General features: G+C 58.4%; 20 protein-coding genes. 7 read left to right on the forward strand and 13 right to left on the reverse strand.

Annotation, left to right across the window (positions count from 1 at the left end; translation table 11 throughout):
• The first annotated feature begins 71 nt into the window (after positions 1–71).
• The 3 genes from AB4N53_RS10585 (at position 72) to AB4N53_RS10595 (ending at position 3,532) form a co-directional block, all read left to right on the forward strand.
• Entirely contained in the window at positions 72–812 is a 741-nt protein-coding gene (locus AB4N53_RS10585; protein ID WP_460120349.1) for a winged helix-turn-helix domain-containing protein, read from the forward strand.
• A 277-nt stretch (positions 813–1,089) separates the two neighbouring features.
• On the forward strand, positions 1,090–1,749 hold the full coding sequence (locus AB4N53_RS10590) for a winged helix-turn-helix domain-containing protein (RefSeq protein ID WP_460120351.1): 660 nt from the start codon (positions 1,090–1,092) through the stop codon (positions 1,747–1,749).
• Positions 1,750–2,137: 388 nt separating this feature from the next.
• On the forward strand, positions 2,138–3,532 hold the full coding sequence (locus tag AB4N53_RS10595) for an undecaprenyl-phosphate glucose phosphotransferase (protein ID WP_460120353.1): 1,395 nt from the start codon (positions 2,138–2,140) through the stop codon (positions 3,530–3,532).
• Positions 3,533–4,678: 1,146 nt separating this feature from the next.
• On the opposite strand, the gene AB4N53_RS10600 is transcribed toward AB4N53_RS10595, so the two are convergent.
• The 6 genes from AB4N53_RS10600 to galE all read right to left on the reverse strand — a co-directional run bounded on the left by AB4N53_RS10600 (position 4,679) and on the right by galE (position 10,880).
• Entirely contained in the window at positions 4,679–6,757 is a 2,079-nt protein-coding gene (locus tag AB4N53_RS10600) for a YjbH domain-containing protein (RefSeq protein WP_460120355.1), read from the reverse strand.
• A complete protein-coding gene (locus tag AB4N53_RS10605; protein WP_460120357.1) occupies positions 6,754–7,515 on the reverse strand; it encodes a capsule biosynthesis GfcC family protein in 762 nt (253 codons plus the stop codon). Before AB4N53_RS10605 ends, AB4N53_RS10600 begins: the two co-directional genes overlap by 4 nt.
• Positions 7,512–8,177 carry a YjbF family lipoprotein gene (locus AB4N53_RS10610; protein ID WP_460120359.1) on the reverse strand — a complete coding sequence of 222 codons (666 nt, stop codon included), beginning with the start codon at positions 8,175–8,177 and terminating at the stop codon, positions 7,512–7,514. Before AB4N53_RS10610 ends, AB4N53_RS10605 begins: the two co-directional genes overlap by 4 nt.
• Positions 8,178–8,189: 12 nt before the next feature.
• The gene (locus AB4N53_RS10615; protein ID WP_172667912.1) at positions 8,190–9,305 is read right to left on the reverse strand and encodes a polysaccharide biosynthesis/export family protein; all 1,116 of its coding nucleotides are present in this window, start codon (positions 9,303–9,305) and stop codon (positions 8,190–8,192) included.
• A 91-nt stretch (positions 9,306–9,396) separates the two neighbouring features.
• Complete coding sequence (locus tag AB4N53_RS10620) at positions 9,397–9,633, reverse strand: hypothetical protein (protein ID WP_016775457.1); 237 nt, start codon at positions 9,631–9,633, stop codon at positions 9,397–9,399.
• A 230-nt stretch (positions 9,634–9,863) separates the two neighbouring features.
• Positions 9,864–10,880, reverse strand: a complete 1,017-nt coding sequence (galE, locus tag AB4N53_RS10625) for a UDP-glucose 4-epimerase GalE (protein ID WP_016775458.1) — start codon at positions 10,878–10,880, stop codon at positions 9,864–9,866.
• A gap of 387 nt (positions 10,881–11,267) precedes the next feature.
• On the opposite strand from galE, the gene galU reads away from it, so the two are divergent.
• Positions 11,268–12,101 carry a UTP--glucose-1-phosphate uridylyltransferase GalU gene (galU, locus tag AB4N53_RS10630; protein ID WP_041477294.1) on the forward strand — a complete coding sequence of 278 codons (834 nt, stop codon included), beginning with the start codon at positions 11,268–11,270 and terminating at the stop codon, positions 12,099–12,101.
• A gap of 32 nt (positions 12,102–12,133) precedes the next feature.
• A complete protein-coding gene (locus AB4N53_RS10635; protein ID WP_460120362.1) occupies positions 12,134–12,544 on the forward strand; it encodes a mannose-1-phosphate guanylyltransferase in 411 nt (136 codons plus the stop codon).
• A gap of 101 nt (positions 12,545–12,645) precedes the next feature.
• Here AB4N53_RS10635 and AB4N53_RS10640 read toward each other — a convergent pair whose 3' ends face one another.
• From AB4N53_RS10640 to AB4N53_RS10670, 7 genes are all read right to left on the reverse strand, one after another.
• Positions 12,646–13,776: an SGNH/GDSL hydrolase family protein gene (locus AB4N53_RS10640; RefSeq protein WP_460120365.1), complete on the reverse strand. Its 1,131-nt coding sequence runs from the start codon at positions 13,774–13,776 to the stop codon at positions 12,646–12,648.
• Between the two features lie 202 nt (positions 13,777–13,978).
• A complete protein-coding gene (locus tag AB4N53_RS10645; protein ID WP_460120367.1) occupies positions 13,979–15,028 on the reverse strand; it encodes an acyltransferase family protein in 1,050 nt (349 codons plus the stop codon).
• Between the two features lie 12 nt (positions 15,029–15,040).
• Complete coding sequence (locus tag AB4N53_RS10650; protein ID WP_016775461.1) at positions 15,041–16,144, reverse strand: hypothetical protein; 1,104 nt, start codon at positions 16,142–16,144, stop codon at positions 15,041–15,043.
• Positions 16,145–17,364: 1,220 nt separating this feature from the next.
• Positions 17,365–18,477, reverse strand: coding sequence for a polysaccharide pyruvyl transferase family protein (locus AB4N53_RS10655; protein ID WP_434766183.1), 1,113 nt, complete (start codon positions 18,475–18,477; stop codon positions 17,365–17,367).
• A gap of 15 nt (positions 18,478–18,492) precedes the next feature.
• Positions 18,493–19,575 (reverse strand): glycosyltransferase, encoded by a 1,083-nt coding sequence (locus AB4N53_RS10660; protein WP_016775464.1) that lies wholly within the window; start codon positions 19,573–19,575, stop codon positions 18,493–18,495.
• 40 nt (positions 19,576–19,615) lie between these two features.
• Positions 19,616–21,838: a polysaccharide biosynthesis tyrosine autokinase gene (locus tag AB4N53_RS10665; protein WP_460120374.1), complete on the reverse strand. Its 2,223-nt coding sequence runs from the start codon at positions 21,836–21,838 to the stop codon at positions 19,616–19,618.
• A gap of 39 nt (positions 21,839–21,877) precedes the next feature.
• Positions 21,878–22,318, reverse strand: a complete 441-nt coding sequence (locus AB4N53_RS10670) for a low molecular weight protein-tyrosine-phosphatase (RefSeq protein WP_460120376.1) — start codon at positions 22,316–22,318, stop codon at positions 21,878–21,880.
• Between the two features lie 289 nt (positions 22,319–22,607).
• Here AB4N53_RS10670 and AB4N53_RS10675 point away from each other — a divergent pair, with 289 nt between their 5' ends.
• Positions 22,608–23,564: a glycosyl hydrolase family 5 gene (locus AB4N53_RS10675; RefSeq protein ID WP_460120378.1), complete on the forward strand. Its 957-nt coding sequence runs from the start codon at positions 22,608–22,610 to the stop codon at positions 23,562–23,564.
• Between the two features lie 202 nt (positions 23,565–23,766).
• Positions 23,767–24,693 (forward strand): transaldolase, encoded by a 927-nt coding sequence (gene tal / locus AB4N53_RS10680; protein WP_041477315.1) that lies wholly within the window; start codon positions 23,767–23,769, stop codon positions 24,691–24,693.
• Positions 24,694–24,715 lie beyond the last annotated feature (22 nt).

A 24,715-nucleotide genomic window follows, 5' to 3' on the forward strand; every position in this document is an offset into this window, starting at 1 on the left:
ACCAATTGTCAGTCACAGATGAGAACCGGTGCTTTAACATCCCGATGTCAGCACCTAATTCGAGTCAACGCATGATGCTCTCAGGGAACTTGGCGACTAGAAGTCCGCGCCCGACAAATGATGAATCCGGTGTTCTTGCTCTGGGTCGTACCTTGGGTGTGGCTGATCGCTTTATAACGCTGATCGCAAAGCACGTGCAGTCCGAGATGGTCTTGGAAACAGGTGCTTTCAACGCTTCATATAAGCAGCAACGTTACATCGGTTCCTATCGCGCGATTTTCCTCGTCATCGATAATCCACAGGCCCTCGAAGATAATCTGGCAGCGATCCAGAGCTTGCGCGAAGCAAACTTGAAGCCGCTTATTTGCGCGATCATTACCGGCCGTGGCACTGTCAACAAGATCAAGTATTACCTCGCTGGCGCTGATGCCTGTATCAAGCTCAACACATTGGGCGAGGACAGCGACGAGTTGCTGAAGGAGTTTTTCAACAGCGAAGACTGGCAGCGAGATATCAATCTGACACTTGATCCGACGCGGATCTGCCTGATGAACAGTCGGCGCAAACTCGATATCTCTTTTGCCGAGATGAAGATCCTCGAGGCCTTTGCGCAAACCGCCAATCACATTCTGAGCCATGATGAAATCGCCGGTATCATGGGCCTCAACGCCAATTTCTACGATCCTCGGGCACTGGAAAAATCAATCAGCCGCTTGCGTGGAAAAATCAAGGACATGTATGGTACGAACGCGATTCAGAGCATCCGCGGCTACGGCTATCGCCTGATGCGGGGTCTGATATCGACGGCCTGAGTCTCGGGCAGTCTTCCCTTTTGCATACGAACGAAGGATCGTCTGATGCAGCCATATCGTTTCAACTGCACTTCATACTTATTAAAACTCAAGCACTTGAATGAGCACGGCGTCACGCCGCATAACAATAAAACTCCATAACATAGCAGCAGATCGAGTGGAATTTATCGACGGCCATTTTCGGCCCGAACCCTGCCTACGATTACTTCCGAGGAAGTCATTGCTCGCCTGCCGATTTATCTTTTAGCCAATTTTGGTGTGTATTTAGGAGAGAGACATGGAAACGAGTACAACCCTCCCCAGAAAATATTTTGTTGTTGTGACGCACAGCACAACGTCGCAACGCGAACTGGAAAGCATTTTGTCCAGTGAGCGTTTCAATTCGTTTGGCACGTCGCAGGCACAAATGTTTGTTGAAGGTGTTGCTTCGCCCTCTTCCGCCCCGATGGTCATGGAGTTCAGTTACCCAAGCCTCAGTCGAAAAAATGTTGCGCGCAGTATCGAACACGATACTCAACGCATACTGGCCACGCTTGAAAATGAATGGCGGGCTGCGCAAACAGACAATCCGTTCCAAAGCTTCCCGACGACCACTGCAGAACGAGCCCATATCTCGAATGTCAGTGAGAGTACTGAGTCCGGCAGCGACACCTGGCATCTTGATGATGAACAGGGTGTATTGCTCAAGGACACCATTGCGATCAGCCTGACTGGTCTGGAAACCGCTCTGGTCAGAAAAATGCTGAGACATGAAGAGCGTGTGGTCAGTCGCGATGACCTGATCATCAGTATTGGCCGGGAACCCGAGCAATACCGCGGTCTGGAGATGTGCTTGAGCCGCTTGCAGGACAAGTTCAAAAGCGCGAGTAATGGTGAGCGATTGTTCCGTGCCGTAAGAAATCGCGGATATTGCCTGATCCAGGAAGTCGTCGCGTAATCACAGGCGACACTCAAACCGAGACAAACAGATATAAAGTGCGACTACAACAACAAGAAGAGCACTCTGTTTGGTTTTCTCTCCCTGATTCGATAAAAGCTTCCTGCCTCCACCCTTCAACAGTAACAAATACGCCCCCTTCTTTTCATCCCCCGCTCTACGACCTTTTCTAACAGCCATCTATTTAATTATTAAAAGTTGGCACTGTGCCATCTTGTTAAAACTCGTCAGACACCATTCCCGGCAATAACTTAGTCTATTGGCTGACGACAGTTCGGCTCTCGATGTTGTTACCTCAAGACACTCGCTAAAACAAAAACAATAAGTCTGCATAACAACTCGGCTTTCAACTGTTGAAACCTGAATGGACGTCTTTTGGGGATATCGTATGGATCTTTCTCTCAGTATCAATCGAAGCACGGGCCTCAAGGGACTGACCTTTTGGGGCCAATGGGCGCTGGCACAAGCTTTCGTTGTGACGCTGCTGTTCATCCTCGCTGAACAGCACACCGGCACCGTCGCGTTCTACTACCGAATGTGCGCCACCCTCGCCGTCCTGGCCTCGGTGCCGGCTTACACATTCAGCGGCGTTTATCGCAAACGCGACAACTACCTGACCGGCCTCGGCCGCTTGTTCATGGGCTGGTCGATGACCATGGCCGCGCTGGCGTGCATCGCTTTTGTCTGCCAGGCCGATGAGCTGTTTTCCCGCCAGGTAATTCTGAGCTGGGCGGTGTATGGCTTCCTCGGTCAGGCGTTCCTCTACGCGCCGCTGCATGCGTTTTCCAAGTACTACCAGCGTTCGCGTAAAAGCGAACACCGGACGCTGATTGTCGGCACCGGCGAACTGGCGCTGGGCCTGGCGAAAAAGCTCAGCCAGCTGGAAAACCTGCCGCTGATTGGCCTGGTCAGTAACGGTGACAAACCGGTCCTGACGTCCGACGCACCGCGTGTCGTTGGCGCTCAGGACGAGTTGCTCGAACTGATCGAGGCCCACGACATCCGCCGCCTCTACATCACCCTGCCGCTGTGCGAAGCCGCGAAAATCGAAGCGATGTATGTCGATTTGCTCGGCGCCAACGTCGATGTCGTGTGGGTGCCGGACTTGAACAGCCTGACCCTGCTCAACCACTCGGTGAAGGTCGTGGACGGTTTGCCGGCGATCTACTTGAACGAGAGCCCGCTGACCAGCCGCCCGACCGCTGCGCTGAGCAAAAGTCTGGTTGAGAAAACCGTCGCATTCCTGGCGATCATTGCCCTCAGTCCGCTGCTGTTGATCATCGCTCTGGCGGTAAAACTCAACTCGCCCGGCCCGGTGTTTTTCAAGCAGGACCGCCATGGCTGGAACGGCAAGGTGATCAAGGTCTGGAAATTCCGCTCGATGCGTGTCCACGATGACCGCGAAGTGAAACAGGCCAGCCGTAATGACTCGCGCATTACCGCAGTAGGCCGCTTTATCCGCCGCACTTCGCTGGATGAGTTGCCGCAACTGTTCAACGTGTTGCAGGGGCATATGGCGCTGGTGGGTCCACGGCCGCATGCGGTGGCGCACAACAATTACTACTCGGGCAAGATCCTCGCTTACATGGCGCGTCACCGAATCAAACCGGGCATCACTGGCCTGGCGCAGATCAGCGGCTGCCGGGGTGAGACCGATACCATCGACAAGATGCAGAAGCGTGTCGAGATTGACCTGCAGTACATCAACAGCTGGTCGTTGTGGCTGGATCTGAAGATCCTGGTGAAGACGCCGTTTACGTTATTGTCGAAGGACATTTACTGAGGTTCAGTGCTTCAGATCGCAAGGGGACGAAAGTCCCCTTTTTTGTGCGCGGGATTTGGGTAACCGGTATGGACTACAGGCTCGCTCCCACAGGGGTTTGGGTGATGACCAGGATGTGTGGCGTGATGCCGTCCAAGTGTGGGAGCGAGCCTGCTCGCGAAAGCGTTGGGTCAGATGATGAAGATGGTGGATGTGCCGGCGCCTTCGCGAGCAGGCTCGCTCCCACAGGGGTTTGGGTTATGGCCGGGATGTGTGGCGTGATTCCGACGAATTGTGGGAGTGAGCCTGCTCGCGAAAGCGCTGGGTCAGATGATGAAGATGGTGGATGTGCCGGCGCCTTCGCGGGCAAGCCCGCTCCCACAGGGATTAGGGTTTGGGGGAAATTGTGGTGTAACACTCCCACACAGGGGGTTGGGTTATGGTCGGGATGTGTGGCGTGACGCCGTCCAATTGTGGGAGTGAGCCTGCTCGCGAAAGCGCTGGGTCAGATGATGGAGATGTTGGATGTGCCGGCGCCTTCGCGGGCAAGCCCGCTCCCACAGGGGTTTGGGTGATGACCAGGATGTGTGGCGTGATGCCGATTTACTGTGGGAGTGAGCCTGCTCGCGAAAGCGTTGGGTCAGGCGATGGAGATGTTGGATGTGCCGGCGCCTTCGCGGGCAAGCCCGCTCCCACAGGGGTTTGGGTTATGGCCGGGATGTGTGGCGTGATGCCGATTTACTGTGAAAGCGCTGGGTCAGATGATGGAGATGGTGGATGTGCCGGCGCCTTCGCGGGCAGGCTCGCTCCCACAGGGGGTTGGGTTATGGTCGGGATGTGTGGCGTGATGCCGTCCAATTGTGGGAGTGAGCCTGCTCGCGAAAGCGCTGGGTCAGGCGATGGAGATGTTGGATGTGCCGGCGCCTTCGCGAGCAGGCTCGCTCCCACAGGGAGTTTGGGTTATGGTCGGGATGTGTGGCGTGATGCCGTCCAATTGTGGGAGCGAGCCTGCTCGCGAAAGCGCTGGGTCAGGCGATGGAGATGTTGGATGTGCCGGCGCCTTCGCGGGCAAGCCCGCTCCCACAGGGGCTTGGGTTATGGCCGGGATGTGTGGCGTGATGCCGATTTACTGTGGGAGCGGGCAGGCTCGCTCCCATAGACCAGCGCTTACTCGGTAATCTTCTCGAAATTGCGATAGAACATGTCCCCTTCCCGGCTATCGGTCATCGAGTGCAGTTGATAGCTGCGGTTCAGTCTGGCACCACCATCTCGGGTCAGTGGCGCCCAGACCAGGTTGGCGCGGCGCATGGTCGACATGCTCATCATTTCGTCGAACGGGATCGACAGGTACAGGCCTTTGTCGAAACTACCTTCGCCATATTCGGCGCTGCTGGCCGTGGTGATGGTCGCCCAGGCACCGACGCGCACGCCGTTGAAAAACTCGCGCGAGATATCCACAGTGGTGCCCCAGTCCCCGGCCAGATACCGCCCGACACTAACCGCTGCCAGCGTATCGAACGGCAGGTCGGTATAGCCGGTGATATGCCCGGTCACGACCGAGTAATCGCGCAAGGCAAAACCCTGATCGAAATCACGCTGGCGCACCCAGTTCAGATCCGCACCCAGCGACCAGCGCTCGCCAGTCGGGCGGAACAGCACTTCCGCGCCGACGCCGGCAAACATCGATTCCAGATAGCCGCCGTACACCATGCCGTACAGATCCTTGTCCAACTGCTCGGCATGGCTGAGCTGGAACAACGGCATGGTCGTGTTTGACGTGGTCAGGTACTGGCGCAGATCCGTGCGCACGCGGGGCAATCCGCTCGGCGCGTCGTAGACGAATTTGTCGAAGTTGTTGACCAGGTTGGCGCTGAGCAAACCGCTCCACCAGGTGTTGCGGTTGAAGCGATATTCCGCGTCCGCGTCAGCACTGAACTGATAGAGCAAACCATCCGGGCCGCCGACGTTCTGCTTGAAGCCCAGGCCTACGCCGTAGCTGAAATGCTGCGGCGCTTCGCTGTAGAGCGTTTTCTCGTTGTGCGGCATCGCCGGGTTGATTTCGGTGGTGCGGTGCAGCGACTCCAGAGGCTCCTCGTTGTTGATCACTTCGCGGAAGGTCTGGCGCGGCAGGCTGGTTTCTTCCAGCGGCAAGTCATAGCGCTTGTTGACCACGGTGAACCAGTCGATGTCGTCATTGACGCTGTTGTCGAGAATACGGCTCGCGCGGCCGACAGCCTTGGACGAATGGAAATACCGTTGCTGCTCGCCATAGACGATCAGTTCGGAATCGCGCTGGCTGATGCGCTCGACCTTGTACCCGGCATTCTGCTGCAGACGCCGCGACACATCGGCCCAGTTGACCTGTTCCATCGAGGTCGTCGGCGCCTTCGTCGGCAGCGGTTCGGGGGTCGGATCGTAGGTCTTGGCCGGCGCCTTGCGGCTGACGAAATTGGTGTGAAAGGTCACGCCGAACATCGCCGTATTGCCCCGTTCCCACGCAGCGCTCAGATCGATCGAATCGGTCACCTTGAACACCGCGCCGAGGTTGATCGGCGAGTCCTGTTTGATCTCGTTATCCTTCGGCTCGTTCTTGTAGTCGTTGCCTTCGAATTCAAGCTTCAGACTCAGCCGATCCCACGGCGTCTGGTAGCTCATGCCACCGAACAGAGAAGGCTTGCCGCGAAAGTACGAGCCGGAGTTGACGTCACCGGTGCCTTCCAGCGCCGGGCGCGTATCGAAGCGACTGCTGACGTAGCCCAGCGGGTTGTCGAAGTCGCCGCGATTACCAATGTAGCCCCAGGCGATGCCGGCGCTGAAGTCGAAATTGTCGAAGCGCTTGTTGGCGACGAAGAATTCGCTGGAGAACAAACCGGTACCACCGATATCTCGAAAGCCCAGCGCCACTTCCGGCGCCCAGTGGCTTTCCTGCCACAGGCGTACCTTGGCGTCGACCGCCTTGTCCTTATAGCTTTGACTGCCGCTGAGGGCCTCCGAGCCGTACGGCCGGTTGGTGATCGCGGTGTAGCGGAAAGAACCTTCGAGCCAGTCCAGCGGTTGCAACGACACGCTGTAGCGGCTGTACGGATCGGTGCGGTTGGCATTGACGCTCAACTCGCCGGCCGGGGCCATGCGCGCCGTCGGCGTCTGCAACAGACCGGCGCCACCGAAGTCATTCTGGGTGATGCGCGGCTCGGCGTGAGCCAGACCGCAGGGCAATAACAACACAGCTGCAAAACGTAACTTCAACGAACCACCTCGGCCAGCTGCGTGGCAATGAATTCGGCCAACTGCTGATTCAGTTCAGGAAGAGGCGGATCTAGATCATCATTTTTTATCGGCACCAGAATCCTGCTACCGGCCACCGGAAACTGCCCGGACTCGCGATTCCAGTGCGCGATGCCGACGCGCCGCGAGACGCCGTTGGGCTGGATCAACCACAGGTAATCGGCCTCGGCATCGTCGAGAATCGAGCAGCCTTCGAGATATTCGCGGGCCTCTTGCAACGGCTGATAGGGCAAGTGGCATGGCTCGGTGACCGCGCCCAACACCTGCACTTCATCAACCCGTTTCGGATAGATCAGCCGATCGCCGTCATCCAGGCGAATGTTGCGCGCGAAGCCGACTTCCACGGCCACCGGATCGAGATCAGCGATCTGCCGTCCGGTCACTGGCATTTGCCGGACTTCTTCAGCAATTCGCTGCGCCAGTGCTGCGCGGCTCGGCCGGTCGAACAGCGTTGCCATGCGCTGCAGCACCTCGAGATCGAACAACACGCCGACCTTGAGCCGCGTCTGCTCCTCGATCAGCGACTGGCGCAACAAGCCGCCCGCCAGCCAGTAGCCTTCGGCATTGGGCACGGCTTCGCTGATCACATCGAGCAGGCGGCCGCCCGGCGGCAATGCGATCGGACCGGGATTGGCGACGTCGCCGGACACAGTAACGGCGGCCTGACTCGCCTCCGCGATCAGCAAAAGACCCGCCGCGATAAGGCTTAAGCGCTTCACGGCAGATGCCTGCGATCAGGTGTCAATTGCACCAGCTTGACGCGCAGTTGCGAGGTCAGTTGTTGCTCACTTTGCAGAATGAAACCGTCGCGCGGGTCGACCCAGTAACGGTTGGTCGCGCTGAGGCCGATGGCCGGCGCGTCGATCTGCTCATCGACGCGCAGCACCGAGTAAGCCTTGTCGAGAATTTCCAGGGTCTCGGTGGAGCGGCGCGAGAAGCGGCTGTTGACGATCACGCCGACTTCCTGGCCTTTGTACAGATCGATCCAGCGCCGCGTGGTGAAACCGTCGGCGACATGATGCAGACCGTGCTTGAACGGCGAATCATCGGCCAGCCGCGTGCCATCCAGATCGCCTTCCAGGCCGAGGCCGATACTGCGCACGGCGAGGCCATCGCGCAGCAGCAACACCTGCTTGCCGGAGGCGACCCAGAACTGCAGATCTTCGCGCTCGCGCACCAGCGCCAGCACGCCTGAGCCGGAGGGCGTGGTCAGTTTCAGTTGCGGATAATTGACCCCGGCAACTTCGGCCGCCGAAACGTCAACCTCGTCGGGGCCGACGACGGCGGCCTTGAGGTTGTTCAGCGATGCGCTCATCAGCGGATTGCAGCCGCACAGCAACGAGGCCGCCATCAGGCAGACGCCCACTTTCAATAGGTTCACAGTCGGGCGGCCTTATTTGCTGTTGTTGCTGTATTCGCTCCAGTTCTTCGCTGCCGAAGCCCCGGTGCCGACAATCGACGCCGACGGCACCAACTGGCTGATGAAACGGTTCCAGCGAGTAACGTTGGCCGGACCGACGTAGACGACATCCTGCGGCCGCACCTGAAAGTGCGAGGCCAGCGCCATGGCGGTCGGCGATTCGGCTTCGAGCTGATAGATCTTGGCTGGCTCGACGTCGAGATTTTCCACGCCGCGAATCACGTACACCGCGTTGCCGTTGGAACTGGTCTGACTCAGGCCACCGACCGAACCGAGCACGTCGGACAGGTTCATGGTCGCGGTCTTGAAGCTCAGCGCGCGTGGCTGGTTGACCTCGCCCATGACGTAGATGCGCTTGTTGTCGTTGTACGGCAGATACAGCTGATCGCCGCCCTTGAGGTAGACGTTCTGCAGTTCGGAATCCTGCTGATTGAGCGAATCGAGATTGAGCGGATAGACGCGCCCGTTGCGCGTCAGCAACAGCCCGGACAAGTCGGCATTGTTAGTGTCGATACCAGCGGAACCAAGGGCCTCGACCACGCTCAGCGGATTGGTCGAAATCGCTTGCGGGCCGGCCTTCGTCACGGCGCCGGTGACCACGACTTTCTGGCTGGCGAAGCGCAACACCGCGACGTCGACCTGCGGCTCGGCGATGAATGCCGACAGGCGCTGCTCGATGTCCGCGCGCAGTTGCTGGATGGTCCGGCCGGCGGCCTGGACTTCCTTGATGAACGGGTAATACAGCGTGCCATCGGAGCGCACCAGACGGCCGTTGGCATCGATCTGTTGTTGCGCGCCGGAGGGCGCGGTCAGCTCCGGGTGATCCCAGACGGTGATGTACAGCACGTCGTTGTTGCCGATGCGGTATTCCGCTGGCGTCACCAACAGCTCCGCCGGCAGCGACTCACGCTTCTGCGTGGCGCGGTTCATGGCGATCAGCTTCGGGGTGATCGGAATCAGCTCGACCCGACTGCTTTCGCTGGCACCCTGGCGGGTGATATCGCTGGTGCTCAGGTACTGGCCGGGGGAAAACATGCAACCTTGCAAAGCGAGACTTGCCAACATTAAAAGATAAACACTACGAGTCATAATGGCACTACGCTATTCAAGGGCGAATCCAAAAAACAAAGTCACCCGACTTGCGTCGGGCGACTCTGTACTGCACTAACAAATGTTCCTGTTAGTTATGCGTGCCGGTTGTACCGGTGGTACCTGTCGTACCGGTGGTACCGCCGTTGGCACTGCCACCGCTGTTGGACGCCGCTACAGCACTGGCAACCATTGCAGTACTGGCCGCGGGCGCTTGCGAAGCCGCCACACTGCCACCTACATTGGTTACCGCTGTCAACGGCGCTTCAGCGGCGGCAGCCCAGTTGCTCAACATCGTCAACAGGGCAACTGCCATCACTTTTTTCATAACAACTCCTTTCTAACATTCGAACTGTTAAAAAACAGATCTGTGTCAGAGCTGGTAGCTTTCAAGTCCGCAAAGAGCGCGAACAAGATCCGTTGTTCTTCCACAGTCCTGTGCAACTGCTAAAGTCGAACGGCAGGTTTATATCTACGGACTTGCAAATGGCATTGCCAGTGTAATTTCCCGACGTTATCTAACAACCTGACTGAAACTAACATCGGACTAAATGGCCATCATCGCGAATAACCATTGGGATGATTCGATTGCCAGCGCCAAGTGTCGGCAACCATGTCCTGCAAGTTGCGCGTGGCTTTCCAGCCGAGTTCTTTCGCCGCTTTCGAAGCATCGGCAAAACTCTCGGCAATGTCACCGGCACGGCGCGGCATCATCCGGTACGGCACCGGCCGCCCGCAGGCCTGTTCGAAGGCATGCAGCACTTGCAGCACGCTGTAGCCATCGCCAGTGCCGAGATTCCAGGTGTGGATGCCGGTGCGCTCGCTGATCGACTGCAACGCTTTCAAATGCCCATCCGCCAGATCGACGACATGGATGTAATCGCGCACACCGGTGCCATCGGCGGTCGGGTAATCGTTGCCGAAAATCGACAGTTCGCGCAGGCTGCCGACCGCAACCTGGCTGATATATGGCACCAGATTGTTCGGGATGCCGTTGGGGTCTTCGCCCATATGCCCGCTGGCGTGGGCGCCGATCGGGTTGAAGTAGCGCAGCAGCGCAATGCTCCAGCGCGGCTCGGCGAGGCTCAGGTCGCGCAGCACGTTCTCGACGATCAGCTTGGACTGGCCGTAGGGATTGGTCGGATTGCCCGTAGGAAAATCCTCGCGAATCGGCATCTCTTCGGGCTCGCCGTACACCGTCGCCGAAGAACTGAACACCAGCCGGAACACCCCCGCCGCTGCCATCGCCTGACAAAGGGTGATGCTGCCGCCGACGTTGGTTTCGTAGTATTCGAGCGGCTTGCGCACACTCTCGCCCACGGCTTTCAGCCCGGCGAAGTGCAGCACGGCGTCGATCTGATGCTCGCGGAAAATCCGGTCGAGCAGCGGCCGATCGCAGACATCGCCGCGAATCATCCATGCACTTTTGCCGCAAATGGCTTCAACGGCGTGAAGTGCTGCGTCGCTGCTGTTACAAAGATTATCCAGAACGACAACCTCATAACCTGCTTCAAGCAATGCAAGTGTGGTATGCGAGCCGATATAGCCGGCGCCACCCGTTACCAGAATCTTCATAGCGCGGTCCGTCATTGAATAAGTACCCGGTAGCGTGTCAAGCCATGCCTGGTGGATATGCGGAGCAATTCACACAAACAGGGCGACAACAACCTCAAACAAATTTAGTTCAACCAATGGCAATAATTATTTTTGCCGGTCAAACTGTTTGACGAGTACTTATTAGCACTCCCTGGATACTTCTCACTATCGACAGATACCGACTAAAAATAACTTATAACCAAGTAGTCGACATCTCATAACAATAGCGCTTTTTAATAGCGCAACTAATTGCCAGCAACAACCTGACTCGGGTATTAAAGTAAGCCTTCAATAATCATTGAAACTTGCCACCACTTTGTGGTGCGCAACCGTCGCCTGTGTTCCATGACTGTCCAGGATACTTTTATGATTCGTAAATGTTTGTTCCCCGCTGCCGGCTACGGCACGCGTTTCTTGCCGGCGACCAAAGCCATGCCGAAAGAGATGCTGCCGATCGTCAACAAGCCGTTGATTGAATATGCCGTTGAAGAAGCACGGGACGCCGGCCTGCAACACATGGCCATCGTCACCGGCCGGGGCAAGCGCGCGCTGGAAGACCACTTCGACATCAGCTACGAACTCGAGCACCAGATTCGCGGCACCGAGAAAGAGAAATTCCTCGCCGGCACCCGCGAGCTGATCGACACCTGCACCTTTTCCTACACCCGTCAGGTGGAAATGAAAGGCCTGGGCCACGCAATTCTCAGTGGCCGCCCGTTGATTGGTGACGAGCCGTTTGCCGTGGTGCTCGCCGACGACCTGTGCCTGAACCTGGAAGGCGACGGTGTGCTATCGCAGATGATTCAGCTGTACAGGAAATTCCGCTGCTCGATCGTCGCCATTCAGGAAGTCCCCGCCGACCAGACTCACAAGTATGGGGTGATTGCCGGTGAGCTGATTTCCGAGGGCATCTACCGGGTCAACAACATGGTGGAAAAACCGGCGCCGCAGGACGCGCCGTCGAACCTGGCAATCATCGGGCGCTACATCCTCACCCCGGACATCTTCGACCTGATTGCCGACACCGAACCGGGCAAGGGCGGTGAAATCCAGATCACCGACGCACTGATGAAACAGGCGCAGAACGGCTGCGTGCTGGCCTACAAATTCAAAGGCCTGCGCTTCGACTGCGGCGACGCCGAGGGTTACTTGCAAGCGACCAACTTCTGCTACGACAACGTGTACCTCAAGGGCCGCTGAGACGGCTCCCCCACCACCAGAGGCAGGCAACCATGAACATTGCACAACATTCGACAGAGATTGAGCGTGAGGTGGGCAACCTCGGGGTGATGAGCTGGTTGTCGCGCCATCAACCGCTGCCCAGCGCCAACGAAACCTGGCTGGGCACGATTCTGCTGGTGGAGCGGATCGGTGTGTTCCCTGCGTCCGGCGATATTCGCCGGCCGCTGCGTAATCCCTATCCGCTGCTCGCGCATCTCAAGGCGCTATATGGCGAACAGGCGCTGGAAATGGATGACCGCGATGGTCTGAAAGTGATCTTCTGCGACTGGCGCTTTCGCGTGCGCATCTGCTGCAACGACCCGGCGATCATCATCAACGTCGAGACCCGTTGTGATGCGCGGTTGATGCCGCAGAAACTTGCGGAGTTACTCGAACAAGTCGACAGCTTCGCATCGGCATGAACAACCTGTAGGAGCTGACGAGTGAAACGAGGCTGCGATCTTTTCGGATCGCAGTGAAGATCAAGATCAAGAGATCGCAGCCTCGTTTCACTCGTCAGCTCCTACAACGGGGGTTTGTCGCAACGGTCGTTGGCGCCCATGATCCAGCCATAAAAATAATCGGCAATCACCTTCCCGCCCGTGGCCGGCAACGGATGAATCTTGTCCGGGCCGATCATCGCGCTGGCGTAGCGTTTGACGACGGGGCCGAATGCGCATTGCAGGTTGGCAAAACCGAGCTGCTGCTCACGCGCCCACGGTTCGAGCACCTGTGCATAGGCTGACATCGGGTAAGCGCTGGAACGCGTGGTGTCCTGACGCATGATCAGGTTGATGCTCGCCGCTGGCTGAATCTCGCGCAGCATGCTCACCAGGCCCTGAACGTTTTGCAGGTACTGCGCAGGTTTGACGCCGAAGCCCTGATCGTTGCCGCCGAGCATGATCAGGTAAACGTCGGCCGGGATCTTCGACACCACGGTTTTCCATTGCGTCTGCCACTGTCGATCGGCGTGATAGAAATCCGCCGATGCCGCGCCGGAGGCCGCCAGTTTCGACACCCGAATGCCCTTCTCATCATTCGTCATCCAAAGGCCGAACAACGTGGGCGCGCCCTTCACCACTTCCAGTCTGAATGACCAGTCTGCGGCTGATGGATTGCCGGCCAGCGCGACTTCCTGAACGCCTGAGCCTGCGAGCTTCAACGGTTGCCAGGCTTGCGCGGGCGACCAGCGATAGCGCAGCTCGTCGGCTTCGCCGCTGCCCAGATACAACAGTTTCGCCTGAGTGAGCGTGGTATCGATGCGCGGCGAAGGGCTGGCCTCGACTTGCAACCAGGCGCCCGGTTTGCCGCTGATCGTGCGACTGTCCGGACTGGCCTGGCCCAGCTCGGAAACCTTCCAGCCGCCGCCGAAGTATTTATCGCTGCTGCGGGTGTATTTGAAGTGCGTGCCGCCCAGCGCCGCGCCGTGGTTGAAACCGACGTAACCGGGGCCGGCGAAACCCACCTCGGCGGCCACTCGCTGCACCAGCTTGTTCAGATAGAAATCCTGCCCGGCGGTGTAGCTGTCACCGATCACCGAAACCGCCAGCACCTTGCCGGCCTTGCCCTCGCGCCATTGCGCAAAACGCTGGCGGGCATCGTCTACCGTGATGGCCGAGGTGGCGACTGGTTGAGGGGCGTCTACTGGCATCATTGAATATTTCCTTTGCCCGGGATGAACGCTTCGCGAGCGGGCTCGCTCCCACAAGGATGGTGTGACTAGCACGGATCCACTGTAGGAGCTGACGAGTGCAACGAGACTGCGATCTTTTGATCTTCGCAAGCCACGGCAAAAGATCAAAAGATCAAAAGATCAAAAGATCAAAAGATCGCAGCCTCGTTTCACTCGTCAGCTCCTACAGGGATGATTGCGTCTGCACCACCGGAGCCACAATCACCGGCGCTTTCTTCTTCGCCGCGCGCTCGCCAAGGAACAGCACCGAGGTAAAATTGAACCGGCTGAACACCATCGCCAACAGCACCGGCCCGAGCAATCCACAACTCAGACCACCGAGCACCAGCAAGCTCTCATCCTTCACGCCGAGGCGCCCCAGCACAAAGCGCGAGGTCGCTGCGAACAGCACATGAAAGAGGAAAATCGCATAGGAATACCCGCCCAGCCAGGTCAGCGCTTTCGAGCGCATGTCACTGGACAGCAACGCGATGCAAGACACACACCCCACCGTCAAACCGATCAGGCTACGGCGATCGACAATCAGCTCACGATCGATCGCCGCGACGTACAACAGCGTCAGCGCAATCAGCACAAACAACAGCGGCCCGAGCACTTTGAAACGCTGCTTCAAAACATCGACATTTTCCTGGCCAATCATCCCCGCGACGAAAAACGGCAGCAGGTAAATCGCACCGTTGATACCGAACGCATCCAGCGGCAACGGCGGCAGCAGGAACAACACCGCCGCAAACGCAAACAAGCCATATAGCCGCGTCGCCGAACGCAGCAGGCCGCGCCACTCCAGCAAGCCAACGAAGATGAAAATGCTGAATACCGCCTGCAGAAACCAGAAGTGGTTGATCGGCACCCAGAACGACAACAACGCATCGATCACGCCGACGTCCTTGTTCACCCCCGGCCCCACCGCTTGCAGCACCGAAAACGGCACGCCGACGCAGAACAGCGGCACGATCAGCCGCCGCACCTTGCCAGCGAAGAACGCGGCAAAGTCATTGCCGCGAATCTTGTAGATCGAATAGATGTAGCCGGAGATAAAGGTGAACAGCGGCATGCGCACGTACACCATCGAGTCGGCGATGACCCGGAACGGCGAGCCGATGTCGATCTTCAAGCCACCGCCCAGCGGGCCGATGACGTGATAGAGCACCAGCAGCAGGCACGCCAGGCCGCGCAGGGTTTCGATCTCCAGGGATTTTTTCTTGCTCGACATAGAGCACCTGCCTTAAGTGAGAATTCTTGATTCGACCTGCACCGGTTTGTTCGCGCGCAGCATCAATCCCAGGCCGACGAACAACACCGGCACGACCATCGAGAAGTGACGGGCGAAGGAGCCGAAGTCCGGCTCGAACAAGCCCTGCACCAACAGAAACGCCAGCGGAATCGCGATCAGTTCCTTGGGTTTGGTCTGGATCGGCGCGCCTTTGTAGTCGGTCGAAGTGATGACTTTGAACAGCAGCAGTGCAGTCATGATCATCAGTGCAACAAAGATCACCTGCCCCGGCCCGGACAGCAGAATCAGCTCCACCGGAAACGACAGGCGGAAGAAAATGATCATCGAGTCCAGCGCCTGGGAGACGAAGTCGCTGCCGCTGAGCCAGGAGACGATCAGCGATTTGGAGCCCTCCTCGCCCGCCGTGCGCAGCTCGTTGTTGCTCGCCCGGATCGATGACACCGGAAAGCCCAGCGCCAGCTGAATGGCCATGGCCACCGCCAGGTAGAACAGGAACAGCATCAGAAAAAAGGTGAAGCGCGAGACGTACTTTTTCATCACGCAGACGCCGACCCACGACAGCGAAAACAAAATCCAGTAGGGCCGGATCAGCACACCGTAAATCACCGCCGAGAGGAAAAAACCGCCGCGATATTTGCGCGTCAATGCGCTGAGCAGAATGCTCAACACCGCCACCGACACAATGATTTCCTTGGTCAGGTTCTCGAGAAAAAACGAGCGCACGATGCCCCACAGGCACAGGGTGCCGAAAATGGTCAACGGCATGCGCCGGAACACCACCACCGGAATTGCCGTGAGGAAAAAATTGCAGAACATGCCGTAGGCCCAGGCATTGGTCAGATTGATCCCGGTGGGCCGCAGCAGGAACGCAGAACACTCGTAGGACGAGCGATCCGGCGAGAACGGGTTCCAGAAATTGCAGTTGTCGGCACGCGCATACGACGACCACAAGGTCATCGCATCCGGCCCCGGATCGCGTGGCACCAGCAGTGGCATCGCCACTGACAGGAACAGCCCGGTGAACAGGATCAGAAAGGAAATCGACGAATCGAATTTGCGCCCGCGAAATTCGATGCGCGGCAGTTTCAGGCCCATGACAGCGCAGCCTTTTTTCGCGCCGGTGACACGGGTCAACACTGCAATCACACTGAGCTGCACGACGATGGCGAAAACGTTGCCCCACGCCGCGCCGTAGATCGAGTAATGCTTGATCAGCACATAGCTGACCGGCACTGAAATCAGCAGGCAGAGCGCCGCGCTGGCCAGCGACACCCGGCTGTTTTTCGAAGCAATCAAACCGCCCCAGACGATGTCGCCAATCGCCCGCAAGGCGAAGGAAAAAATCAGCACCGCGAGTAGCGCGTTGTCGGGACGCGGCACGCTGCTGGCGACGTAATCGAGCAGCACATTGAAAAACACATAGATCGCCACGGCCACAACGGCGGAGACCGCCAGCGAACGCAACACCCATTTGTTGACGAACAGTTGCCTGACCGTGAACGCCTGTTGATCGGCCTGGAAACGCTTGGCCAGCACCGGAATGCCGACCACTGCCACCACTGCGTACGACAACGCCTGCAAAGTGTTGGCCGCCGACCACGCATACACATATTTACCGAGGCTGGCGTAGGGCTCCAGGTCAATGATCAGAAAGCGCTCGGCGTACTGACTCAGCGCAATCAGACCGGTACCGAGATAGAACGGCAACCCGGCCTTCCACACCGTCGCGGTGTCCAGTGCCGCTGCTTCGCGTCCCTTGTGCACGTTCACCACGATCAGGTAACCGGCGATGATCACCAGCATGTTGGCGGCGACCCACAACCACAACACACTGGCGATGCCCTCGACCCAGCCGAGCACCATGCCGCCCACCGCCAACACCGCCCACAGGCCAGTCTTGATGAAGAACAGCAAGGCGCCGGCGGTGGCTTTCTGCGCAGAAAAAACGAAGGAATTGATCTCGAACGACAGGTGTTCGGTGAGCAGCACCAAAGTTACGCAAAGGATCAGCGTGGCGGTTGCTCCCACCGACTGGAACAGCGAATAGATCAGCACCGTCAGTACCGACAACAACAGCCCCACCGCCAGATACAGCAACAGAACCTTGTCGACCACCCGCCGCGAGCTGCCGCCGACGCTGATCAGCCGGTTGATTTCGGAACTGAAGCCGACGCTGTAGAACTTCGAAGCAATCAACGAAGCCGCGACCACCACACCGTAAAAACCCAGCGCCTCGTACCCGAGGTAATGGGTGATGGCCAACACCAGCAAGAACTTCGCGCCCAAGGCTCCGCCGCGAAGCAACAGCCGAAATATCATCGAACGACACCCTTGATGATTTCGTCCATGGCCACGGTTTTCGCTTCGATCTCGCGGCAGGTGTCGGTCAGGCGCTTGCCGAAATCCGCCAGCGCATTCGGCGCGTAAACGGTGTTGATGATGGTGTCGACGTCGATGTTGCCGCCATTGATCACCCAGTCCTCGACGCCCATGTCCTGATAGGCGCCAAAACCTTTGCGCTCGTAGCTGATGTGATACGCCGGCACGCCGGAGAGCAGCGATTCGATGGCGCCGTGCAGACGCACCGAGATCACCAGGTCCGGTTGGTACTTGGCGATGGTTGCCTTCAGCGACAGCAGGTCTTCGTTGATGCCCAGCTCGCGGTAGAACGCTCCGTCATCGTTGCCGCGCACCGCGCTTTGCACCGCGCAGACCACTTTGCTCTTGTTCTTCAGACGCTGCAGCAGCAGTTTCAGATTGGCCACGTAGGCGACCTTCTTTTCTTTGCTCCACTCCGGCGGCTTGCGCAGCACCACGCATACCGTCGCCGGCGAGGCGGCGCAGCGGGTGAATTTCGGTTGCTGAAGAATCTTGCTCGCCAGCGACTGCACGGCCAGATCGGGCGCGCGGTAGACGTTTTCGCAAGCGTCGAATATGGCCGAGGAGCGGTTGTCGCGCACGAACACTGCATCGGCACTGGCGTAGTGCTCGACAATCTTGCTGCTCTCGCCGTGGAACGGGCCGATGCTCTGCGGCAGGTACACCGACGGCACTTTGCTGAGGATCGCGGTTTCCAGTTGCTTGGCGTGGCCGAGCTTCAGCTTGATGTGCTCGAAGGCACTTTTCGAGCGCATGTAACCGCCGCCGACACCGACGATCAGATCGGTTTTCTTCAGCAGATCGGCGAGCCCGGCGTAGGACTGATTGAGAAACACCGCTTGCTTGACCCGGCCCAGACCTTTGGCGGCCATCACCGGCGCATCGAAACGCGGGTGCGGCAAGTAATTGAACGACTCGGGATCGGACGCCACGACACTGATCGCGGTGTCGTCACCGAAGTTACGCTGCACCAGAGCAATGGCCAGATCGACGAGCAGACCGTCACCGGAGTTGGACGCACTGTAGCCATGCAAAATCGTTACGTTCATAAGCTTGAGTTCTACTTAATAAGTGGGAGCGTGATACAGGTCGTAGGTCTGGCGGATCATCAACGCGGCGCTGAAACGTTCGCGGACAATGCTCCGGCCTTCGTTGCCGAGGTCGAGCAGGCGCGGCTTCTGAATGATCGTCAACACGTCGGCCAGCGCCTGGTGATCACCGGACGGAAAGACGTAGCCGGACACTTCGTTGGTGACCAGTTCCGGCAGCGAGGTGCAGTTGCTGGCGATCACCGGCAGCCCCATGGCCATGCCTTCCAGCGGCACCATGGCAAAGCCTTCCCAGCGACTCGGCACGATCAGCGCATCGGCCTTCTGATACAGCGCCTGCACTTCGCTCGGCGTCACCCAGGGCAGGTACTCGACCGAATCCATCGGCGGGCACTCGACCGAATCCTCGTTGACTGCACTGCCGACCACGGTAAGTTTCAAGTCGTTGCGATTGACCTTGGCGTAGGCCTTGAGCAGCACGTCGAAGCCTTTCTGGTAATCCAGCCGCCCGACGAACAGCAGATGAATCGGCTCGGCGCCAGCGCTTTTCGGCGCGTCATCCTTGTGATGAATGCCGTTGTAGATCAGCTTCATGCGCTTGCGCTCGATGCCGAAACGCGCGGCTTTATCCAGCTCGTACTGGCTGACGCAAATGATCACGTCGGTGACTTTCTGCAGCACGCGCTCGATCCACGCATAGACCTTCTGCTTGGTCGGCGAGCTTTCCATCAGGAACGAAAACGCGTGCGGGCAGTAGACGATTTTCGGCTTGCGCCATGGTCGCAACAGCACGCACACAACACGGCCGATCACTCCGGAAAAGGTGCTGTGCAAATGCACCACGTCGGGTTTTTCCTTGAGCAGCACCTGGCTCAGACGCCAGGCGAAACGCAGCAGCGAAGGCACGTTGCGGCCGCTGCGCGGGAATGTACGCACCTGCTGCGGGGCGATACCGTGCAGCTCCTTGGCCTGATCCTCGGGTACCAGATAGACCAGTTGATAATTCGCCGCGTCGTCTTCAGGCGATGCCGAAATCGTGCGGATCACCGTCGCCACGCCACCTTTGATCGTCTCTGCCACGTGCAGTATTTTTTTCACAGCTCACCCACTTCAAACAGGAAAGAACAATCGGCAACCATCAGGATTTGTCGGACGCGTATTCGTAGTTGTAATAGCCAGTGCCGCCGTAATAGCTGGCCGCGCGCTTCTCGACGCCGTTGAACACCGCGCCTTTCAACTCGATGCCGTTCTGGGCGAAGCGGCGAATGGTCAGTTCGATCTCTTTGGCCGGGTTCACCCCGAAGCGGGTGACGATCAGGCTGATGCCGGCTTCGCGACCGACGATGGCGGCATCGGTCACCGCCAACAGCGGCGGCGTGTCGATGATCACCAGGTCGTAGCGCTCGCTGAGTTCTGCCAGCAGTTCGCGGAAGTTGGCGTGCATCAGCAGCTCGGAAGGATTGGGCGGCACTTGCCCCCGGCTGATGAAATGCAGGTTGTCGACTTCGACTTTGTTGATCGCCTGCTCAAGGGTGCAGCGCTTGACCAGCAGGTCGGACAAACCATTGCTGATCGGGGTGTTGAGGGTTTTGTGCAGGTGCCCTTTGCGCATATCGGCATCGATCAGCACCACACGCTGGCCGCTCAGGGCCATGACCGCTGCAAGGTTGGACGAAACAAAGGTCTTGCCGACCTGCGGGCTCGGCCCGGAAATCATGATGCGATTGTTGGTCGAATCGAGCCCGGCAAAGTGCAGGCAGGTGCGCAGGCTGCGGATCGATTCGATCGACAGATCGGTCGGGTTGCGCAGCGCCAGCAGGTACGCCGGCTTGTCGACGCCGTCGCGGGCGCGGCCCTTTTTGTTGTCCTCTTCCTCCTGCAAGGCGCTGTAGGGAATCGACGCGTAAACCGGCAGGCCCAACTGCTCGATGCCCTCCGGGCCTTCAAGGCCACGGCTGAGGGATTTGCGCAGCAGCACCAGCGCCACACCGACAAACGCGCCGAGCAATGTCGCGATCAGTACGATCAGCGGCTTCTTCGGTTTGATCGGATTGGTCAGGTCGACATCGGCAGAGTCGATCAAGCGCACATTGCCGACCGCCCCGGCGCGGACGATGTCCAGCTCCTGAGATTTGTTCAGCAACTGCGTGTAGATCTGCGAGGCCACTTCGACATCGCGGGTCAGGTTGAGCAATTCCTGCTGAGTGGCCGGCAAGTCCTGAACCTTGCCCTCGAGGGATTTCTGCTGCTGGGTCAGCTCGCCGATCTGCGTCATCAGGGCGCGATAGGCCGGGTGCTGTTTGGTGAACTTGCGATCGAGCTCGGCCTGCTGCATTTTCAGTTCGGAGATGCGCGTTTCCAGCGCCACCGACTGGCCCAGCACCGACTGGGTTTCCAGCGAGATATTCACGGTCTTGCCGTGGGTCTGGTAGGCATTCAAGGCGTCGCTGGCCTTGGCCAGATCACGCTTGACCTGGGGCAACTGGCTCTGCAGAAACGCGAGGCTCTGCGCGGCTTCCGCCGAGGTACGGCGTACGTTTTGCTCGACGTAGAGCGAGGCGATCTTGTTGAGGATCTTCACCGCTTCGGCCGCGTCGGAGCTGGCCAGCGCCAGACGAATGATGCCCGACTCCTTGCCTTGTTCGGAAATATCCAGCGCGTCCTGATAGCCCTGGATAGTCACAATGCGGGGATTGCGCACCACTTGAAAACGCGTACCGGGGTTGGCCGCTAACTGAGCGATCTGCCCTTCCACGCCGTCGTTGGCAAACGCTTCGCCGGCCACGCCTTCGGCGAGCAGATTGTCGTTTTCATCGAACAGCTCAAAGCGCTGCTGCTCGCCGGCGATCAGGGTAAGTTTCTTGCCGAGCAAATCTTTCGGCAATTGCAGCCGATTGAATTCCAGACGCTCGCCGCCCCAGGCATAACTGGTCAAACCGAAGCGCGGCGGCGCGACGCTGGTCTCGCTGTCACCGCGATAGCGCCGCGAAAGGAAGCCGCCGATCAACGGGAACGTGTTGGGGGTGACGTCGATATCCAGGCGCAGGTCGTCAACGGTTTTGCCGATCACCGCGCGGGATTTGATGATGCCGATTTCGGTCACCGACGGCGATTGCCCGCCGAGCATGCTGTTGAGATCGGAGAAACCGAGCATGTCGTTCTTTTTCGGTTCGACCTGCACCAGCGCGTTCGCCAGGTACACGGGCGTCGCCAGAACCGCATAGGCGACGCCGGTGACCATGAAGGCACCGGTCAGCGCGCCGATCAGCCACTTCTGGTCGATCAGGCTGCCGAAGATGCCGAGCAGATCAATACTGTCTTGATCATTGTCGCGGGTGCCGATTACGGACGGTAACTGCATAAGTCTGTTCTTACCATTTACTGTTCTGAAGAAGATTCATCAATGCCCGAGACGCTTCGCCCATGAACTAACAGCATCTTCAATCAATGCGTGGGCATGAATAAACGCGGCTTTGCCTTGACGATACGGATCATGTATTTCGCGCTCGCTCTGCCATTTACCGAGCAGAAACACTTTGCCTCTGGCGTGCGAGGCAATCTTCAGCACTTGATTGACGTGGGCCTTTTCCATGACCAGGATCAGGTCCGAGTCATTGACGATGTCCGAGGTCAGTTGCCGCGCCTTGAAGGCCTCGGCGCAATGCCCGCGCTCTTCGAGAACCTGCCGCGCCGAGGCCTCGACGCCCTCGCCGACGCGGGCGGACAGGCCGGCGGAGGACACGGTGATGGCGGACGGGCCCAGCGCGTTGCGCAGCAGCAGTTCAGCCGTCGGACTTCGGCATATATTGCCCACGCAGACAACGAGGATCTTTTTGAACAAGTCTTGCTTTCCTGTGTAATATCAAACAGCCAACATGCCGTGAAAGTTAATGAACCCTCGCGACTTTCCTGCACTCAGAAATAGCTTCGCCCTGTTAGTACAGGAACATTAAGTACCACAGCGTTTTAAGCCGCCCCAACCACAATTAACGGACTAAAAATAACTGTGATTTTCAGTTGCTGTTTTCCTGACAAAAAATAACATTCGCGCACTTAGTGCCATCACCGTTATCGGAAATTGAGTAACGGGATAAATATTCGTAGTTGTCATTCTCTTCAGGAGAGCAGACATGAAAACAGCACAGCGCAATAAACTCGCCGCCCTTGCCCTGATGGCGCTCGGTGCGACCAGCCAGGTTCACGCCAGTGAGCTGTTCCCCAACCTTCCAGCGAAAACCATCGGCGTGCAGGTGAAGATCCAGAGCTTCACCGCCGCCGATGCCGCGCAGATCAAAGCGGCAGGCTTCAGCTTTGTGCGCTTCGGTGTGTGGAGCGACAGCCTCACCGCCAAGACTTATCAGAAACAGGTCAGCGACGCCTTCGCCGCCGCCGCTTCCGCCGGCCTGCCGGTGCTGCTGACGGTGCGCGCAATCAAGGCACTGCCGGCCACTTCGCCCGAAGAGCTGAACGCCGCCGGCAGTAAGTTCGCCAACACTGTGACCGGGCTGGAAAAATCCTGGAGCTCGCAATTGGTGGCGATCGAAATCTGGAACGAGCCGGACCTGGAAACCTATTGGCCGACGCGCAATTTCGACACAACCTTCGTGCCGTTCATGGCTGGCATGTGCAAGGCCTTTGAAGGTCAGCCGCAATCGACACCACGGGTCGGTTTCGGCTTCGCCCGGCCGCCAAGCGCAGGCTCGGCGTCGACGGTGGCGATGAAAAGTATCGTCAGCGATTACCCCAAATGCTTGAACGCCGTGTCCTATCACCCTTACGGCATGACCGCCACGCAGATCAGCAACGCCCAGACCTTCATCCAGCAGAACTTCAATCTGCCGGGGGTCATCAGTGAATGGGGGGTTTCAGCCCTCGCCTCAAATGGGGGGCCTGAGGGACAAGCGACCAAGATCAACGCGTTTATTACCGACGTTAAACGCCTGAATATCCCGCTGACTTCTATCTATGAATGGAGGAACAGCGATTCGGGCAGCAACGATCGCGAGAAGAACTTCGGCTTTCTCACCTCCGACGGCCAGCCAAAACCGGCGCGGTTATCCGTGGAAGGTTTGCTGAACGCTGAGTAGGCTTTGGGCAACCGGTCTGTTCACAGGTCGGTTGCTTTGAACCTGTGGGCTGTTTTGGCATCGTATTCAGCGACACCGCGCCCCACCTTTCAAACAATCGTTTTCAGGTTGTTGCCGCAGGGGCCATCGATCCACGAATGCACCCTTGAGTGCCCGTCAGCGCTCGGGTAATGTCTTCAGACCCATAGGATAGAGCACGCCCATGACTTCCAAGCTGGAACAACTCAAACAGTTCACCACCGTGGTTGCCGACACCGGCGACTTCGAAGCGATCGCCCGAGTCAAACCGGTCGACGCCACTACCAACCCTTCCCTGCTGCTCAAGGCCTCGGCCATTCACGGCTACGCCGAACTGCTGAACGATTGCGTTCGCGACTGCAAGGGCGATGTCGGCCTGGCCAGCGACCGTTTCGGCGTTGCAGTGGGCAAAGAAATCCTCAACGTGGTTCCGGGCCGCATCTCCACCGAAGTGGATGCGCGTCTGTCCTTCGACCAGGATGCGATCCTCAAGCGTGCGCATCGCCTGATCGAGCTGTACGACAAGGCCGGCGTCGGCCGCGACCGCGTGCTGATCAAGATCGCCTCGACCTGGGAAGGCATTCGCGCTGCCGAGATCCTCGAAAAGGAAGGCATCCAGACCAACCTGACCCTGCTGTTCTCCTTCGCCCAGGCCGCCGCCTGCGCCGATGCCGGGGTGTTTCTGATCTCTCCGTTCGTGGGCCGTATCTACGACTGGTACAAGAAAGCCAACGGCAACGACTACACAGGCGCCGATGATCCCGGCGTGCAGTCGGTGACGCGCATCTACAACTACTACAAGGCCAACGACTACAAGACCGTGGTCATGGGTGCGAGCTTCCGTAACATCAACCAGATCGAGCAACTGGCTGGCTGTGATCGCCTGACCATCAGCCCGGAACTGCTGGAGAAACTGGCCGCCGACACCGGCAAGCTGGAACGCAAACTGGCGCCGGGCAATGCCGGTGAAGCACGTCTGAGCCTCAACGAAGCGCAATTCCGCTGGTTGTCCAACGAAGACGCGATGGCCACCGAGAAACTGGCTGAAGGCATCCGTCAGTTCGCCCGCGACCAGGAGAAGCTGGAAGCGTTGCTGCAGGCCAAGCTGTGATTTGAGTTGGTGAAATGCAAAA

The sequence above is a fragment of the Pseudomonas sp. H3_E04 genome, from assembly GCF_054668915.1.